Genomic DNA, 15,874 nt, shown 5'->3' with positions numbered 1-15,874 from the left:
CCGGCCCGAAAGGACATCATGCACAACGAAACCGAGTTCCAGACGCCGCTCTTCGTCGAGCCCACCACTCCCGGCGACGAGGGCAGCACCGAGCCCGTCGCGACCTCGCAGCCGCCGAGCGGTCCGTACGACTACACCACCATCTTCTCCGCGCGCGCCTGAACGCCAGCCGTATCGTTCCGGACCGCGGGATGGCATGCCCGCCAGACGATCCCGGCACCGCGCCCGCACCGGACGACCCGTGCGGCCGGACCGCCACCCGGTGGCGTAGGGTGGACCTCGGCCGGAGGGGAAGACCCGGCCACGCGAACGCCCCGGCTCCGTGCCGGGGCGTTCGTCATTCCGGGCGCCGCCCGCGGTGACGATCGGGACGGGCGCCGCCCGCAGTGACGAACAGGACGGGCGCCGCCCGCAGTGATTGGAACCGGCCGGGAACGGGAACGCACCCTGCGGGTCGCCCCACGGCCCGCTCCCGACCGGAAGGATTGATCACATGACCGAGGTGCTGTTCGTCGTGACCGGAGCCGATCACTGGACGCTCGCCGACGGGACGCGCCACCCGACGGGATTCTGGGCCGAGGAACTGATCGAGCCGTACCGGGTGTTCACCGATGCCGGCTTCCGTCTCACGTTCGCCACGCCGGGCGGCCGCAGCCCGGCCGTGGACGAGGCCAGCCTCGCGCCCGACGCCACCGGCGGCGAGGACCGCAGTGACGAGCTGCGGCGGGCTCTCACGGAGCTGAAGCCGGTCCTCGATTCGCCCGCCGTGCTCGAGGACGTGCGCGCCGAGGACTACGACCTCGTCTTCGTCCCGGGCGGACACGGTCCGATGGAGGACCTCGCCGCGTCCGAACCGTTCGGCAGGCTGCTCGCGGAGTTCGTGGCCGCCGGCAAGCTCGTCTCCGTCGTATGCCACGCTCCCGCAGCGCTGTTGCCCGCACGGGGTGCCGACGGCGGCTGGCTCTTCGACGGGTACCGGATGACCGGCTTCACCAACGAGGAGGAAACGCAGGCCGGGCTCGCCGAGAAGGCACCGTGGCTGCTCGAGGACCGCCTCCGCGAGAGCGGTGCCCGATTCGACGCGGGACCGGCGTGGGAATCGCACGTGGTAGTCGACCGCCGCCTCTACACCGGGCAGAACCCGGCGTCGTCGCGTGCGGTGGCCGAGCGAGTGGTCGAGGCGACGAGGGGATAGCCCGCCCGGCACTCGAGGACTCCCGGAGGGCGGATTCGACACCCTCGGCCCACGGTGCCCGTATCGACGCTGCGCCACCGGGTATCTGTCGTAGGCAACCCGAGGAGGCGCGGATGCGAGCGATGGTGTACCGCGGACCGTACAAGGTACGCGTGGAGGTGCCGGACGTGTGATCGTGATCGATCACCTCGACTACCGGCGCGAGAAGGCGCGCACGTTCGCGCACGCCGAGACGTACAACTTCGCCGAGTACGACGACATCGTCGTGCACATGAAGAAGGTCACCGACCACCTCGGCGCCGACGTGGCCATCGACGCGGTCGGCGCCGAGGCCGACGGCAATCTCCTGCAGCACGTCACCGCAGCCGAGTTCAAACTGCAGGGCGGCTCTCCGGTCGCCCTGAACTGGGCGATCGACTCGGTTCGCAAGGGCGGGACGATCTCGGTGATGGGCGCGTACGGCCCGATGTTCAGCGCCGTGAAGTTCGGTGACGCCATGAACAAGGGACTGACCCTGCGGATGAACCAGTGCCCGGTCAAGCGGCAGTGGCCACGCCTGTTCGAGCACATCCGAAACGGCTACCTCGACCCCAAAGAGATTGTCACGCACAGGATCCCACTCGAACACATCGCGGAGGCCTATCACATCTTCTCGGCCAAGTTGGACGACTGCATCAAGCCGGTCGTCGTGCCGAGCGGCAACTGAGGAGGAACCGGCGACCATGCCCTACACAGCGGACAAGCCCGGACGCAGGAAGTCGAGCGACGAACTGCGCGCGACCATCCCGGGGTGGGGCGTGGACCTCGACCCGAAGGATCGGCCGGCCGTGCCGAAGGAACGGTTCGATCCGGGTGCGAGCGGTGCCCACTGGGATTTCCCGGAACGCCAGGAAGAGCGATGGCCCCGCGAACGCTCGATCGAGCATGCGTTCCTCCCCCCGGTCTTCGGCACCTCCTGCCCGCCCCGGGGATTGTCGGGGGTCCTGCGCAAGTATGCCTACCGCCGGTTCAGCGAGGGCCGCGCCGCGCACCGGCTCATCCTCCTCGGTGCGGATCGGGTCGACGCCGCCGAGTCCCACCTTCGCTCCTTCGCCACGGGACGTCCGGACAATCCGATCACCGAGACGGGGATCCGGAGCGAGTTCACACACCACGGGATGAGATCCCGAGCCGGGCGCAAGCGAGTCGACGTCGCACACGAGTGGATGGATCCGATCATCGTCGGCGCACCGTGGGTCGTGGCCGGCGCCGCCACGGCCACCGCGGTGCAGACACTGCGGAGACGTCGCTTCCGGTGACCAGCGGCGCGACTACATCTTGCAGACATACCGGGCATCCGGTTTCCTGTAGGTGTGCGCCGCCGGTGGAAGTGGGACAGGGAAGAACCGCTCTTCGGTGACCCCGAGTCCCCGCGCGGCATGGTGGCGATCGTCGCAGTCGTCGCCGCGGTGGTCGTCTCGGCGACAGTGCTGTTGCTCCTGACCTCGGGCGGGACGCTGCGCTGACGTTGCCAGGGAAGACTCACCGGCGGCAACGACGGCTGCCGGCGTGTTGCTCCTCCCCCGGCCTTCCGGGCGCCGTATTCGGCCGAATGCGACCCGGAGGGTGTGCTCGCCTGGAACGATCCGGAGTGTGAAGCACTTTCGGATAGTCGACCGAGACGGTGCCGTCATCGACCAGCAGTCGTTCGAGACCGAGGACGAAGCCCTCGCATGGGCGCACACCCACCCGCGGTCGGGAACCCCGGAATGGACGCTGGAGGAACAGGTCGGGCACGACTGGGAGAAACGGGAGAAGCGGGAGCGGCCCTGACCACGGCCGGTCGGGACCGCCCCGGCCGTGGATCACCCCTCCTGACGCTGCGCCCAGGTCAGCACGAGCTTCGGCTCTCCGGGATCGGAGGAATCGAGTTCCAGCGTGGCGTCTTCCGGAGCGCCCGCGAGGAAGGCCCGGACGATGCTCATCGTGACCGGGGTACCCAGGGACAGAACGGCACTTTCGGTTTCGTTCGACATTCTCCGAACGTATCGTCATCGCGGATCCTGCGCTGGGCGAGACGAGTGGACCGGACGTCCGGTGAGCGGTCGGCGCGATGTCGTGAACCGATCACCGTCCGGGCAGGGTCATCGCTCGACGGGGGCGCGATGTCAGGGAGTCAGCGCCCGGCAATCGTCGAGCTGAGCAGGTGGCTGTCCACCACCCCGCTCCCGGCTGTCGTCCTGGATGACCGTGCCGACGTACCGATTCGTGAACGGGATCTCGTCGGCCTCCACGGTGCCCTGCAGCACGATCCTGCCGTTGACCCGGGCCGTGTACCGATTCCCGTCGGCACGCAGCTCGACGACCGCGCCTTCGGGAAACTTCGACGTGGACGCGTACTGCGGCGTCCCCGCGGCGGGGGCGAATCCGTTCGGGCTGGAAGAATCTTCGTAGTACAACGCCATCATGCTCTCGGTGAAGGCGAACTGCACACCGGTGTCGACACCGGGATTGGCGCGCACCACCGGACCGATCGACGAGTGCTCCGGGTCGTGACCGTTCCAGCGGACCACACACCGCATCACCTGCGTCTCGCTCGGCATCGGCTCACTCCAGAACGCGAGACTCAGCGGAGTCGACGGAGTTCCCCGGCCGTCGAGATGACCGTTCGTGATCCTCAGGGTGCCGCCCCCTCGGGTGATCCAGTTCGGGCCGAGCGGGCCGTCCGGACGATCGAAGTCGTCGGCCGCACGCACCACCAGCGGAGCCGGCGCGCGGCGGATGCCCCCTTCGTCGTCGGCGGTGGCCACGAGCGGGGAGCCGGCCGTCCCCGGAATCGGAGCGAATTCGGGCGCGGAGGCGCGGACCTGTTCGTCTGCGGTACCCGGATCCGCGGAGGCAAAAGGGGAGAGTCCGGTTGCGAGGGCCAGCGACCCACACACGATGCCGAGCCGCACTGCACCCCTGCGGACGGACGCTCCCAGGCGATCGTTTGGTTCGGTAAGCACACAGGGCATTGTAGGGACGGAAGTCGCGGCTGCCAGTGATGCCCGTCACGGCCCCCGCCCTCGGCCCCGCGGGTGGCAGGCCGGAAGCCGCGGCGGACGCGCTGGTCGAGTCGCTCCCGGACAGCCGTTCTGTGGTGCCCCCAGTCGGACTCGAACCGACACTCGGCGGATTTTAAGTCCGCTGCCTCTGCCAATTGGGCTATGGGGGCGCAGAAAGAGAGTAGAGCGTGGCGCATCGGCGTCCGCAGCCGCGTCGCGCCCAGTCATCCGCGGCGACGATCGTCGCCGCGTACGGCTGGGCGCGGAGCGGCTGTCGGCTGAGGTGCCGCGGCTGCCTACGCGATCGACAGGGCGATTCCGTCGAGGATGTCGTGCTCGCTCACGACCAGCTCGCCGATGCCCGCGCGACGAGCGAGTTCGTCGGCCAGCACCGTCGTGACGACGGCTCCGCCGCCGATGACGTCGACCCGTCCGGGGTGCATCGGGCCGAGCGCAGCGCGTTCGTCGTGCGTGGCGGCGAGCAGGCCGTCGCACACCTGGCGCAACCGGTCGAAGCCGACGGTGGACAGGTGCACCCGCTCGGGGTCGTACTCCTCGAGCTCGTTCGCGAGCGCCGCGATCGTGGTCATGGTGCCGGCGACGCCGACCCAGGTGCGGGCCTGCTCCACCGGCACGTGGGCGAGCGCCTCGGTGATCTTCTCCCCCGCGAACGTGCGGGCCGCCGCGACCTGCTCGGCCGTGGGCGGATCGTCGTGCAGGCACCGCTCGGTCAGGCGCACGCATCCGATGTCCGTGGAGTAGGCGGCATGCACGCCGTCCGCGTCGCCGAGCACCACCTCGGTGGATCCGCCGCCGAGGTCGACGACGACGAACGGCCCTCGTGACGGATCGAGTTCGCCGACGGCACCGGTGAAGGACAGCCGCGCTTCCTCGTCGCCGGAGATGACTTCGGCCTCGGCGCCGGCGATCACCGCGCCGAGGACCTCGCGGGTCATGGCGAAGAAGTCGTCCCGGTTGGCGGCGTCGCGGGTGGCGGACGTGGCCACCATCCGCACCGCCTGCGCCCCGGTCTCGCGGACGAGCCCGGCGTATTCGACGAGGGCGACGCGGGTGCGTTCGATCGCCTCGGGAGCGAGGCGGCCGGTCGCATCGACGCCCTGCCCGAGCCGCACGACCCGCATCAACCGGGTGACGTCGGTGAGCCGGCCGTCGTCGTCGAGATCGGCGATGAGCAGGCGGATGGAGTTGGTGCCGCAGTCGATCGCCGCGACGCGGCGGGTACCCGCGGTCACTCGCTCTGCCCTCGCAGTTCGGCGTAGGTGGGCCAGTCGACGGGGATCGCGGTGCCGCGTAGGCCGGCGTCGGCGGCAAGGGCGACGGCCTCGTCACCGAACGGGTTCACGCCCGGTCCCTTGGCGAGGGAGTGCGCGATGAGTACGTGCAGGCATTTGACGCGGTCGGGCATGCCGCCGCCGCTGAAGTCGGTGCCGAGCGATTCGATCGCGTCGCGTTCGGCGAGGTAGGACTCGTGGGCACGGCGGTACGCGGCCGCGATCGCCGGGTCCGCGGCGATCCGCTCGGTCATCTCCTTCATGACCCCACCGGATTCCTGCCGGCTGGCCTCGGCGGTGAGCCGCGGATCGGTGAGGTAGAACAGCGTCGGGAACGGCGTGCCGTCCGGCAGCTTGGGCGCGGTCTTCACCACGCCGGGGGCGCCGTCCGGGCAGCGGTAGGCGATCGCGAGAACGCCACGCGGAGCCCGCCCGAGCTGGGCGGCGACGGCGTCGAGGTCTTCCTGTGCGACGGGATCGGTCACCCGGTCGGTTCTCCTGGTTCTGGGGGCGCCACCGGCATCTGCCGCGGCACCGGGGCGGGTTCGGGTTCTGGCGCGGGTACGGACACCGACTGCCACAGGTCGCTGTACCAGGCGCCGGTGGAGGGCAGCTCCTCGGCCTGTTCGGCGACCGGTTCCTGGTAGTCGCCGGGCAGTTGCACCTGGTAGGGAGTCTCGCCGGGCATGACGAACCGCAGCCGTTCGCGGGCCTGGGCGCGGATCCACGCCGGGTCCTCGATCTGCGCCTTCTGTTCGCGCAGCGCCGCGATCTCCTGCTCGAGCTGCGCCCGTTCCGCGGCGACCCGCTCGGCCTCGGAGCGCTGGCTGACGTACGTGCGCAGCGGAACCGCGAGGGTCAGGGCGAGCCCGCACACCACGAGGGCGAGGACGACGGCACGGCCGGTGGACAGGCCGAAGAAGGTGCGCTCGGGGCGGGCGGCCCGGGATTCGCGCGGCGTCCCGACCCGGGTGGGCCGGGCCCGGCCCCCGGTGCCTCCGGCGCGGGCGCCTGCGGCGTCGGCGGGTGGTTCCGTCGAGGCGGTCGGTCCGGCCGGGCGGGCCCGGCCGGGCCGCCGAGCGCCCGGCGCACCCTCGGTGCGGGTGCGCCGGGCGCCGGGCCGGGACCTACCGCGCTGGCTCATGCGGGTGCGCTCAGCCCTCGATGCTGAAACGCGGGAACGCCAGTTCGCCGGCGTACCGGGCGGCGTCGCCGAGCGACTCCTCGATGCGCAGCAGCTGGTTGTACTTGGCGACGCGCTCGGAACGGGCCGGGGCACCGGTCTTGATCTGGCCGCTGCCCACGGCGACGGCGAGGTCCGCGATGGTGGTGTCCTCGGTTTCGCCGGAGCGGTGGCTCATCATCGACTTGTACCCGTTGCGGTGCGCGAGATCGACCGCGTCGAGGGTCTCGGTGAGGGTGCCGATCTGGTTCACCTTCACGAGCAGCGCGTTGGCGGCGCCCTTGACGATGCCTTCCTCGAGACGCTCGGGGTTGGTGACGAACAGGTCGTCGCCGACCAGCTGCACCTTGTTGCCGATCTTGTCGGTCAGCGCTACCCAGCCGTCCCAGTCGTCCTCGCTCAGCGGGTCCTCGATGGACACGAGCGGGTAGGCGGAGAGCAGCTCGTCGTAGAAGTCGGCGAGCTCGTCCGCGGTGCGGTCCTTGCCCTCGAACTTGTAGCCGGTGCCCGCGGTGTAGAACTCGGTGGCGGCGACGTCGAGCGCCAGCGCGACATCCGTTCCGAGCTTCAGGCCGGTCTTGGCGACGGCCTCGCTGATGAGGTCGAGGGCCTCCTTGGTGCCGGCGACGTCGGGCGCGAATCCACCCTCGTCACCGAGGCCGGTGGCCAGGCCGCGGCTCTTGAGCACGGACTTGAGGGCGTGGTACACCTCGGCGCCCCAGCGCAGGGACTCCTTGAAGGTGGGGGCGCCGATCGGGGCGACCATGAACTCCTGCACGTCGACACCGGTGTCGGCGTGGGCGCCGCCGTTGAGGATGTTCATCATCGGCACGGGCAGGATGTGGGCGTTCGGGCCGCCGAGGTAGCGGAACAGCTCGAGGCCGGAGGACTCGGCCGCGGCCTTGGCGACGGCGAGGGAGGCACCGAGGAGCGCGTTGGCTCCGAGCCGGCCCTTGTCGGGGGTGCCGTCGGTGTCGAGGAGGGCCTGGTCGACGGTGCGCTGTTCGGTCGCATCGAGGCCGATGATCGCCGGGGCGATCTCGCCGAGGACGCCCTCGACGGCCTGCTCGACGCCCTTGCCCAGGTAGCGCTCGCCGCCGTCGCGCAGCTCGACGGCCTCGTGCTCACCGGTGGAAGCACCGGAGGGCACCGCAGCGCGGGCGAAACTTCCGTCGTCGAGCAGCACCTCGACCTCGACCGTGGGGTTACCACGCGAATCGAGGATCTCGCGGGCTCCTACCTGCTCAATGATGGCCACTGGCTGATTCTCCTTCGATGGACTTCACGCTGCGGGGTCTGCACGCTGGGGACAGCCTAACCGCCCCGACCTGCGCCCGAAGCACGGCGCGCCCCGCGGTGGCGGCCACCGGCGGGTTGCCGGGGGCGAGGCGGACGGATCGGACAGTCGCGTCAGGGCTGACGGCCCACCCCGTACGCGGCGGCGCGGTCGCGCACCAGGGCGAGGTACTCACCGGAAAGGTTGTAGGCCATGAGGGCGCGCGTCCACCCCTCGGCGGTGGTGAGGTCGCCTCCGCGGTCGCACAGATAGCGGCCGGCGGACAGGGTCGCGTCGTCGATGTTGTCGGGATCGGCGACGCCGTCGCCGTTCGCGTCCACGCCCCAACGGGACCAGGTCTCGGGAATGAACTGCATGGGCCCGACGGCCCGGTCGAGAACCGGATCACCGTCGAGGCGGCCCCCGTCGGTGTCGCGGATCTCGGCCAGTCCGGGCCCGCCGTCGAGGGGCACGCCGCGGATCGGCGGGTCGACTTGGCCGTCGGGGGCGATGGCGGCGCCGTTGTACCGGCCGTGCCGGCTCTCGACGCTTCCGATGCCGGCGAGGGTCGTCCAGGCGAGACCGCAGTCGGGGCGCGCGGCGGCGAGGACGGCGGCGGCATGACCGTAGGCCTCGAGCGCGGTGCGGGGTATACCGAGTGCCTCGGCCTGCGGCGCGGCCCAGTCCCGCAACTGATCGGCGGTGCGGCCGGGGGCGTCGACGTCGATCGCCGGGACGGCGGTGCCGGGTGCGGGTGGGACGCCGTCGGGAATCGGGATGCGCGGCTCGCGTGGGCTCCAGACCGCAACACCGACGACCACGAGGATCACCGCGGCGACGGCGCCGAACAGGACGCGCGGCCACGGGGAGCGTCGCGGCGAGGCGGCAGGGGGCATGGTTCCCATCATCCATATCTCCGGCAAAGCGCAGGTAAAGAGACCGAAGTCCCTGTTGCCGGTGTCCCCGCCGGGTGTATGTTTTCAGCTTGCATCACCTAATAGAGGTTCGCCTCACCTAACCGTTGGAGTCGTGTTCATGTCAGTGCTTGCCGCGAGTTCCGGGGCCCCGTCGATCGCAACCCAGCTGACGGGTTCCGGTCTCATCGGTCTCCGCGAGGGCCTCGAAGCGGGCATCGTCGTGATGGTCCTCGTCGCCTTCCTCGTCAAGTCCGAGCGCCGCGACGCGCTGCGGTGGGTATGGTTCGGCGTCGGCACCGCAGTCGCCATGGTGGCCGCGACGTTCGCGATCATCCACCTCGGCACCACCACCCTCACCGGGCTCACCGCCGAAGTCGCCGCAGGCGTCGCATCGCTCGTCGCGGTGGTGATCGTGACCGCCATGGTGCTGTGGATGCGCACTGCATCGCGGTCGATCTCAGGGGAACTGCGCGCCGGAATGGAGAAGGCACTCCTCGCGGGACCGGCCGCGGTACTGACCCTGTCGTTCTTCGCGGTCGGGCGTGAGGGCCTGGAAACCGCGCTGCTGATGGTCGGGTACGCCGAGAACACCGCCGACAGCGCGTGGCCGCTCGTCGGCCTGCTCCTCGGGCTCGGCGTGGCCGCCGTCCTCACGGTCCTGATGTACCTCGGGGCAATCCGGATCGACATGGCCCGCTTCTTCCGATACACGGGCGTCTTCCTGGTCGTGGTCGCCGCCGGCATCCTGGCCTACGGCCTGCGCGCCCTCCAGATCGGCGGCGTCCTGCCCGGTGGCTCGACGCTCGCCTTCGACGTTTCGGCCAACTACGACGCCGGCAGCTGGTACGGAACCGTGCTGGCCGGCATCTTCAACCTCCGTCCGGACCCCACCGCCCTGCAGGTCGTCGCGTGGGTGAGCTACCTCGCCGTCGTCCTGTACCTGTTCCTGCGTCCCGTCGCATCGGCGCACACGGCCGAACCCGCCGTCGCCGCCTGACTCCCCCTCCTGTTCGAAAGGCACCGATCACATGCGCCGATCCACGTACGCCCTCGCGGCGGCAGCGGCCCTGCCGCTCGCCCTGGCGGGCTGCACCGAGAAGTCGACCGCAAGCGACGACACGATCGCCGTCACCGCCACCGACGACGCGTGCGAGGTGGCGGCGTCGGAGGCCGCGACCGGGCTCGCCACCTTCAGCATCACCAACGACGGAACCAAGGTCACCGAGTTCTACGTGTTCGCCGCCGGCGACCGGGTGATGGGCGAGATCGAGAACATCGGCCCCGGCCTCACCCGGCAGCTGATGGTGAACCTGCCCGAGGCCGGTACCTACGACCTGTCCTGCCGCCCCGGGATGGTCGGCGACGGCATCCGACAGGAATTCGTGGTCACGGGGGACTCCCGAGCCGCCGCCGACGCCGACGGCAAACTCGCCGAGGCCGGGGACGGTTACCGCCGGTACATCCGCAGCCAGACCGAGGCACTCGTCTCCGCGACCGGCGAGTTCGTCGCCGCCGTGAAGGCGGGCAACGTCGACGAGGCCAAGCGGCTGTTCCCGATCAGCCGCACCTACTTCGAGCGAATCGAACCCGAGGCGGAGAGCTTCGGCGACCTCGACCCCCGGATCGACCTGCGCGAGGCCGACCTCGAGCCCGGTCAGGCGTGGACCGGCTTCCACCGGCTCGAGAAGGACCTGTGGGTGCAGGGCGCCCAGCCCGACACGGCTGCGATCGCCGATCAACTCGCCGCCGACGTCCGGGAGCTGGCCGAGCTGGTGAACGCCGACGACTACACGGTCGACCCGACCAAGATCGCCGGCAACGCGCAGGGTCTGCTCGACGAGGTCTCGACCTCGAAGATCACCGGCGAGGAGGACATCTTCTCGCACACCGACCTGTGGGACTTCCAGGGCAACGTGGACGGCTCCCAGGCCGCGGTCGCGGCCCTGCGCCCGATTCTCGACGCGAACGACCCGCAGCTGGCGCAGGCCATCGACGCCCGCTTCGCCGATCTGGACGCCGCGCTCGCGCAGTACCGGCAGGGCGACGCCTTCGTCTCCTACGACACCGTGACCGAGCCGCAGCGCCAGGAGCTGTCCCGCCTGCTCGACGCACTGTCGGCCGAGGTGAGCAAGGTGCAGGGCGTCGTCGCGGGGGCAGCGGGCGCATGAGCGAGACGCCGACCTCCGCGCCCGCGTCCCGCGCGGGCATCTCCCGCCGGCGCCTGTTCGGTGCCGTCGGTGCCGGAGCCGCGCTCGCCGGGGCGGGCGCGGTGGTCGGCCGGGTCACCGCCCCCGGTACGGACGCCGGCACCGCCGACACCGTCCCGTTCCGGGGTGCGCATCAGGCCGGGATCGTCACGCCGGCCCAGGACCGCATGCACTTCGTCGCCTTCGACGTCACCACCGACGACCGGGACGAGGTGATCGCGCTGCTGAGGACGTGGACCGAGATGGCCGAGCGGATGACTGCCGGTCGCGAGGCCACCGAGGACGGCGCCACCGGAGACGGCCCCTACCATCCGCCCACCGACACCGGCGAGGCCCTGGACCTCGACGCCTCGCAGCTGACCCTGACCATCGGGTTCGGGCCGTCGTTCTTCGACCGGTTCGGACTGTCCGAGCGCAGACCTGCTGCGCTGCAAGATCTTCCGCACTTCCCGGCGGACAACCTCGATCCCGCGCGCAGCGGCGGTGACATCGCGATCCAGGCATGCGCCAACGATCCACAGGTGGCGGTGCACGCCGTCCGCAATCTGGCCCGGGTCGCGTTCGGCACCGCGTCGGTGCGCTGGTCGCAACTCGGCTTCGGCCGCACCTCGTCGACTTCCACGTCGCAGCAGACACCGCGGAACCTGTTCGGGTTCAAGGACGGAACGAACAATCTCAAGGCCGAGGATCCCGCGGCGCTCGCCGAATCGGTCTGGGTCGACGCCGACGACGACCAGGCCTGGCTCGCCGGCGGCACCTACCTGGTGGCGCGACGGATCCGCATGCTCATCGAGCAGTGGGACCGGGCGGTGCTGCAGGAGCAGGAACAGGTGATCGGCCGCACCAAGCGCGAGGGCGCTCCGCTCGGGAAGACCGGCGAATTCGACGAACTCGATCTCGAGTCCAAGGGGCCCGATGGGCCGTTCGTCCCCGTCGACGCGCACGTGCGGCTCGCGTCGGCCCAGCACCTCGGCGGGCTGAAGATCCTGCGCCGGGGATACAACTTCACCGACGGCTCCGACGGACTCGGCCACCTGGACGCGGGCCTGTTCTTCATCGCGTTCTGCCGCAACCCGCTCGAGCAGTTCGTGCCGATGCAGCGCGAACTGGCGCGACGGGACGCACTCAACGAGTACATCCAGCATGTCGGGTCGGCGGTGTTCGCGTGCCCGGCCGGGCCGGCGCCGGGCGAGTACTGGGGGCAGGCGCTCTTCGACGCGTGAACGAGACGGAGTGAAAGGGGCGCGTCGCGGGGGCTCAGTAAGCGCCGTCGCTGTGCAGCACGGCACGCAGGGTCCTGCGCAGGATCGACAGATCGAGCGCGAAGGTCCAGTTCTCGACGTACCGCAGGTCGGCCCGCACCGACTCCTCCCAGCTCAGGTTGCTCCGGCCGCTGACCTGCCACAACCCGGTCAGCCCCGGCTTCACGAACAACCGTCGGCGCGCGCCGTCCTCGCCGTAGCACGCCACTTCGCACTCGAGCGGAGGTCGTGGGCCGACCAGCGACATGTCGCCGGTGACCACGTTGAACAACTGCGGCAGCTCGTCGAGCGAGTACCGGCGGATGACGCGGCCCACCCGCGTGATCCGGGGATCCTCCCGCATCTTGAACAGGATCCCGTTGCCGTCGCTGCGGTCGGCCAGCTCTGCGAGGCGGTCCTCCGCATCGACCACCATGCTGCGGAACTTGAACATCGTGAACGTGCGCCCGTCCCTGCCGACGCGGGTCTGCCGGAAGAGCACGGGACCTGGGCTCGTGACCCGAATGGCCAGGGCAATGGCCAACAGGAGCGGCGCCAGCAGCACCACGATCGCGAGGGCGGCGACCCGGTCGAAGATGTTCTTCACCACCCAGGCCGGGCCGGCGTAGCGAGGAGCGCTGAGCTGGAGCAGCGGCAGCCCGGCGAGCGGTGCCATGTGCAGACGCGGCCCCACCAGGTCCATGAGGACCGGAGCCATCAGCAGATCGGCACCCGTACGCTCCAGATCCCAGCTGAGTCTGCGGGTCTTCGAATGAGTCCAGCCGCTCGACGGCAACAGGGCGACCGCCTGGAACTCATGCAACTGGGCGATTCCGACGATGTCGTCCTCGGTTCCCAGCACCGGCACGTCGTCGACGGCGAGCGGGAGCGCCTCGTCCGACTTCGTGACCGGCAGGCAGATTCCGTCCATCTGCCACCCCGCATCGCGGAACTCCTCCGCTCGGGCAAGCAGCTCGTGCACCTCCAGCGTGTCACCCGCGACCAGGACCGATCGCACGAAGCGTCCCCGCCGCCGGCGGCTGCGCACGAAGCGACGCAGCAGCAGGCGGGCACCGAGCGTCGCGACGGCGGCCAGCGGTAGTGCGCCGAAGACCCAGGACTGACCGCTCGCGGTCCCCCACGCGTAGCCGGCCACGGCCAACGTCGCCGTGGCGAGCACGTACGCCCGGCCGACTCGGCGCAGCTCCTCGACGCCGGCTCCCAGAACCCTGACGTCCCAAGCCCTCTGGATCGCGAGGCTCGACATCGCAGCGACCGGGACCACGGCGACGACGGCGAGCGTCTGCCCCGTGGGAATCTCCGGTGTGTGATAGCCGAAGGTGATTGCCAGGTCGGCCACCAGGATGCAGAACAGGTCGCAGCAGAACACCAGAACGGCATACCGGCGCTCCCACCGGGGCCTCGGAACAGGATTCGGGGCGCAGAGTCCAGGCAGGCTCCGCCCCGCATCCGACCGCGTGGCGCCCGCGTGGTCCACCGTGGTCCGGACTGTGGCGCCACCCGCACCGGCAACGGGGGTGTTCATCTCGCGGTTCCGCATCGGAGTCATCCCCATTTCGGAGTCGAGGAGCCTCGGACCCCTTAAAACCTACCTGGAGATTGTTTTAGACACAATAACGGACCGGTGGTTCATTCATGCAGGGGGATCGGCACCTTCCACGGAAGGTCGATTCTTCCGCGGCGCAATACTTCCTCGATCTGCTCGGGCGGCTTCGGCCGACTCAGGAGAAAGCCCTGCGCGCGCCGGCATCCCATGTCCAGAAGCTTGGTCGCTGCCGAAACCGACTCGAGACCCTCGGCCACCACCTCTAAGCCGAATGCCGAAGCGAGTCCCATGATCGACTCGACGATGACGCGATCGCTCTCGCTGCGCTGAAGGTTCAGCACGAACGCCTTGTCGATCTTGAGCGTGTGGACCGGCAGCGACTTCAGGTGGGCAAGTGAGCTGTACCCGGTTCCGAAGTCGTCGATCGCGCAGCACACGCCCAGACGCTCGAGCCGCCGGAGCGTCTTGCGCGAACGTTCGAGATCGCTGACGACCACATACTCGGTGATCTCCAGGCACAGGCACGAGCTGCCGAGGCCGAACTCCTCGAGTGCGCTCTCCACCGTCTCCACGAAATCGAGGCTCACCAGCTGCACGGGCGAGACGTTCACACTCATCCGAATGTTCAGTCCCGGAATACGCCGTCGCCACTCCGCCAACTGCCCGCACGCCGTTCGCAGCACCCAGCCTCCGAGCTCGCCCGCCAGGTTCGTCGACTCGGCCACCTCGATGAACTCGGCCGGCTGCAGCTTGCCCAGCACCGGATGATTCCATCGCACCAGGGCCTCGACACCGAGAATGCTGCCGTCACGCAGGTCGAACTCGGGTTGATAGTCCAGGGTGAGATGCTCGTCGTCGATCGACGTCCGCAGGCTCAGCTCGATGAGGTTGCGGCGCTCGCTCGCGCCTCGCATGTCCTCGGTGTATGCGACGACGCTGTTGCCACCCTTGCTCTTGGCCATCAGCATCGCCTCGTCGACCCGGCCGAGCAGCGCCACCGGCGTGATCCGTCCGGGCTCGCCGACGGCAACGCCGAGGCTGCCCCCGCGGCCTACGACCTGACTGCCCAGCTGCACCGACATCCCGACCGCCCACCGCAGCGCCTCGGCGCGTTCCCGGGCCGCCTCCAGCGACACCGGCCCGTCGAGCACGACGACGAACTCGTCACCGCCGAGGCGTGCCACCATGTCCTTCGGATCACACACGCGCGACAATCGCTGTGCGGTACGGCACAGGAACACGTCGACGGCGGCGTGACCGAGGAAGTCGTTGAGCGGCTTGAGCCGGTCCAGGTCGAGAAACAGAACGGCGACCGGCCCCGGCTGCCCCCGCTTCAGCCGCTCCTCGAGGTGTTCGAGGAGGGCGCGCCGGCTCGCGAGGCCGGTGAGATCGTCGTGATAGGCCGCGTCGCGCAGGTCCTGTTCGGCGCGGACACGGGCCTGCACCTGCGCCAGCAGAGCCGCGATCATCATCAAGGTGTTGATCTCGTCCTCGCTCCAGTCGCGATCACCGGCCTTGATGAAGCCCAGGGTGCCGGTGGTGACGCTCCCGGAGATCAGCGGCACCGCCGCGACCGAGACCTCGGGCACTCCCGAACCCGCGCGCACCCGGTCGGCGTATTCGTCCCCCGACTGTCCCGGGCGGGTGACGGCCGGTTCCTTCATGGTCTCCGTCATGGCGAAGATCGGGTCGGCGTCCCGAAAGTGCACCACTCCCAGAGGGTCCGGGTCCGGCACGAATTCCCGCGGCGGCCACTCGGCGACGAGGACCGTCGCGTGGATCTCGTGATCGTTGTAGCGAAGAAAGCAGGTGTCGACCTCGAAGTGCTCGACGAGCTCCTGGAGCACCCGTTCGATCACCGAGTGATGAGACACGGCGTCCGCCGGCATGAGGTGGGAAGCCACCCGGGTGACGATGTTCTCGAAGCTCTTCTCCGCCATCTCAAACCCCTTGGGAACAGCACATTCGAC

17 protein-coding genes, 1 tRNA gene and 1 pseudogene are annotated in these 15,874 nt (G+C 69.9%); 9 read left to right on the top strand and 10 right to left on the bottom strand.

Annotation, left to right across the window (positions count from 1 at the left end; translation table 11 throughout):
* Positions 1–18: 18 nt before the first annotated feature.
* From F1734_RS08270 to F1734_RS08245, 6 genes and pseudogenes are all read left to right on the top strand, one after another.
* The gene (locus tag F1734_RS08270; RefSeq protein ID WP_017680289.1) at positions 19–162 is read left to right on the top strand and encodes a hypothetical protein; all 144 of its coding nucleotides are present in this window, start codon (positions 19–21) and stop codon (positions 160–162) included.
* A 331-nt stretch (positions 163–493) separates the two neighbouring features.
* A complete protein-coding gene (locus F1734_RS08265) occupies positions 494–1,195 on the top strand; it encodes a type 1 glutamine amidotransferase domain-containing protein (RefSeq protein WP_010592903.1) in 702 nt (233 codons plus the stop codon).
* 157 nt (positions 1,196–1,352) lie between these two features.
* Positions 1,353–1,901: pseudogene (locus F1734_RS08260) on the top strand (zinc-binding dehydrogenase); the annotation flags it as partial.
* Positions 1,902–1,917: 16 nt separating this feature from the next.
* Positions 1,918–2,493 (top strand): hypothetical protein, encoded by a 576-nt coding sequence (locus F1734_RS08255; protein WP_017680291.1) that lies wholly within the window; start codon positions 1,918–1,920, stop codon positions 2,491–2,493.
* Between the two features lie 54 nt (positions 2,494–2,547).
* Entirely contained in the window at positions 2,548–2,700 is a 153-nt protein-coding gene (locus F1734_RS08250) for a hypothetical protein (RefSeq protein WP_172603545.1), read from the top strand.
* Positions 2,701–2,827: 127 nt separating this feature from the next.
* On the top strand, positions 2,828–3,007 hold the full coding sequence (locus tag F1734_RS08245) for a hypothetical protein (protein WP_017680292.1): 180 nt from the start codon (positions 2,828–2,830) through the stop codon (positions 3,005–3,007).
* A gap of 32 nt (positions 3,008–3,039) precedes the next feature.
* Here the strand turns inward: F1734_RS08245 and F1734_RS08240 are convergent, their stop codons facing one another.
* The 8 genes from F1734_RS08240 to F1734_RS08205 all read right to left on the bottom strand — a co-directional run bounded on the left by F1734_RS08240 (position 3,040) and on the right by F1734_RS08205 (position 8,868).
* Entirely contained in the window at positions 3,040–3,210 is a 171-nt protein-coding gene (locus F1734_RS08240) for a hypothetical protein (RefSeq protein WP_017680293.1), read from the bottom strand.
* 132 nt (positions 3,211–3,342) lie between these two features.
* Positions 3,343–4,182, bottom strand: a complete 840-nt coding sequence (locus tag F1734_RS08235) for a hypothetical protein (protein WP_238424125.1) — start codon at positions 4,180–4,182, stop codon at positions 3,343–3,345.
* 132 nt (positions 4,183–4,314) lie between these two features.
* Positions 4,315–4,391 (bottom strand) — tRNA-Leu (locus tag F1734_RS08230).
* Positions 4,392–4,517: 126 nt separating this feature from the next.
* Positions 4,518–5,474 (bottom strand): Ppx/GppA phosphatase family protein, encoded by a 957-nt coding sequence (locus F1734_RS08225; protein ID WP_010592907.1) that lies wholly within the window; start codon positions 5,472–5,474, stop codon positions 4,518–4,520.
* Entirely contained in the window at positions 5,471–5,998 is a 528-nt protein-coding gene (locus F1734_RS08220) for a DUF501 domain-containing protein (protein WP_010592908.1), read from the bottom strand. Before F1734_RS08220 ends, F1734_RS08225 begins: the two co-directional genes overlap by 4 nt.
* Positions 5,995–6,657, bottom strand: coding sequence for an FtsB family cell division protein (locus F1734_RS08215; protein ID WP_203011507.1), 663 nt, complete (start codon positions 6,655–6,657; stop codon positions 5,995–5,997). The genes F1734_RS08220 and F1734_RS08215 overlap by 4 nt, the downstream gene beginning before the upstream one ends.
* Before the next feature lie 10 nt (positions 6,658–6,667).
* Positions 6,668–7,954, bottom strand: a complete 1,287-nt coding sequence (eno, locus tag F1734_RS08210) for a phosphopyruvate hydratase (protein WP_017679539.1) — start codon at positions 7,952–7,954, stop codon at positions 6,668–6,670.
* Positions 7,955–8,106: 152 nt separating this feature from the next.
* Positions 8,107–8,868, bottom strand: coding sequence for a lytic transglycosylase domain-containing protein (locus F1734_RS08205; protein ID WP_124258708.1), 762 nt, complete (start codon positions 8,866–8,868; stop codon positions 8,107–8,109).
* A 139-nt stretch (positions 8,869–9,007) separates the two neighbouring features.
* Here F1734_RS08205 and efeU point away from each other — a divergent pair, with 139 nt between their 5' ends.
* From efeU to efeB, 3 genes are read left to right on the top strand one after another with little or no spacing between them, the layout of a single operon-like run.
* Positions 9,008–9,886: an iron uptake transporter permease EfeU gene (efeU, locus tag F1734_RS08200; RefSeq protein ID WP_059174864.1), complete on the top strand. Its 879-nt coding sequence runs from the start codon at positions 9,008–9,010 to the stop codon at positions 9,884–9,886.
* Between the two features lie 31 nt (positions 9,887–9,917).
* The gene (gene efeO / locus F1734_RS08195; protein ID WP_203011506.1) at positions 9,918–11,057 is read left to right on the top strand and encodes an iron uptake system protein EfeO; all 1,140 of its coding nucleotides are present in this window, start codon (positions 9,918–9,920) and stop codon (positions 11,055–11,057) included.
* Positions 11,054–12,319 carry an iron uptake transporter deferrochelatase/peroxidase subunit gene (gene efeB / locus F1734_RS08190; protein ID WP_203011505.1) on the top strand — a complete coding sequence of 422 codons (1,266 nt, stop codon included), beginning with the start codon at positions 11,054–11,056 and terminating at the stop codon, positions 12,317–12,319. The genes efeO and efeB overlap by 4 nt, the downstream gene beginning before the upstream one ends.
* A 34-nt stretch (positions 12,320–12,353) precedes the next feature.
* Here efeB and F1734_RS08185 read toward each other — a convergent pair whose 3' ends face one another.
* A complete protein-coding gene (locus F1734_RS08185) occupies positions 12,354–13,727 on the bottom strand; it encodes a sugar transferase (protein ID WP_140188385.1) in 1,374 nt (457 codons plus the stop codon).
* Positions 13,728–13,987: 260 nt separating this feature from the next.
* Entirely contained in the window at positions 13,988–15,844 is a 1,857-nt protein-coding gene (locus F1734_RS08180) for a putative bifunctional diguanylate cyclase/phosphodiesterase (protein WP_003935112.1), read from the bottom strand.
* Positions 15,845–15,874: the final 30 nt, after the last annotated feature.

This window comes from Rhodococcus ruber (assembly GCF_016804345.1).
Classification (GTDB): domain Bacteria; phylum Actinomycetota; class Actinomycetes; order Mycobacteriales; family Mycobacteriaceae; genus Rhodococcus; species Rhodococcus ruber.
The sequence above is the reverse complement of the archived record's forward strand: the minus strand, read 5'-3'. Positions and strand labels throughout refer to the sequence as shown.

Bases quoted from the DNA above. Each gene is read 5' to 3' on its own strand.
- F1734_RS08240 (WP_017680293.1), bottom strand. From the start codon at position 3,210: ATGTCGAACGAAACCGAAAGTGCCGTTCTGTCCCTGGGTACCCCGGTC.
- F1734_RS08265 (WP_010592903.1), top strand. From the start codon at position 494: ATGACCGAGGTGCTGTTCGTCGTGACCGGAGCCGATCACTGGACGCTC.
- F1734_RS08255 (WP_017680291.1), top strand. From the start codon at position 1,918: ATGCCCTACACAGCGGACAAGCCCGGACGCAGGAAGTCGAGCGACGAA.
- F1734_RS08270 (WP_017680289.1), top strand. From the start codon at position 19: ATGCACAACGAAACCGAGTTCCAGACGCCGCTCTTCGTCGAGCCCACC.
- efeB (WP_203011505.1), top strand. From the start codon at position 11,054: ATGAGCGAGACGCCGACCTCCGCGCCCGCGTCCCGCGCGGGCATCTCC.
- F1734_RS08205 (WP_124258708.1), bottom strand. From the start codon at position 8,868: ATGCCCCCTGCCGCCTCGCCGCGACGCTCCCCGTGGCCGCGCGTCCTG.
- efeU (WP_059174864.1), top strand. From the start codon at position 9,008: ATGTCAGTGCTTGCCGCGAGTTCCGGGGCCCCGTCGATCGCAACCCAG.
- efeO (WP_203011506.1), top strand. From the start codon at position 9,918: ATGCGCCGATCCACGTACGCCCTCGCGGCGGCAGCGGCCCTGCCGCTC.
- F1734_RS08180 (WP_003935112.1), bottom strand. From the start codon at position 15,844: ATGGCGGAGAAGAGCTTCGAGAACATCGTCACCCGGGTGGCTTCCCAC.
- F1734_RS08215 (WP_203011507.1), bottom strand. From the start codon at position 6,657: ATGAGCCAGCGCGGTAGGTCCCGGCCCGGCGCCCGGCGCACCCGCACC.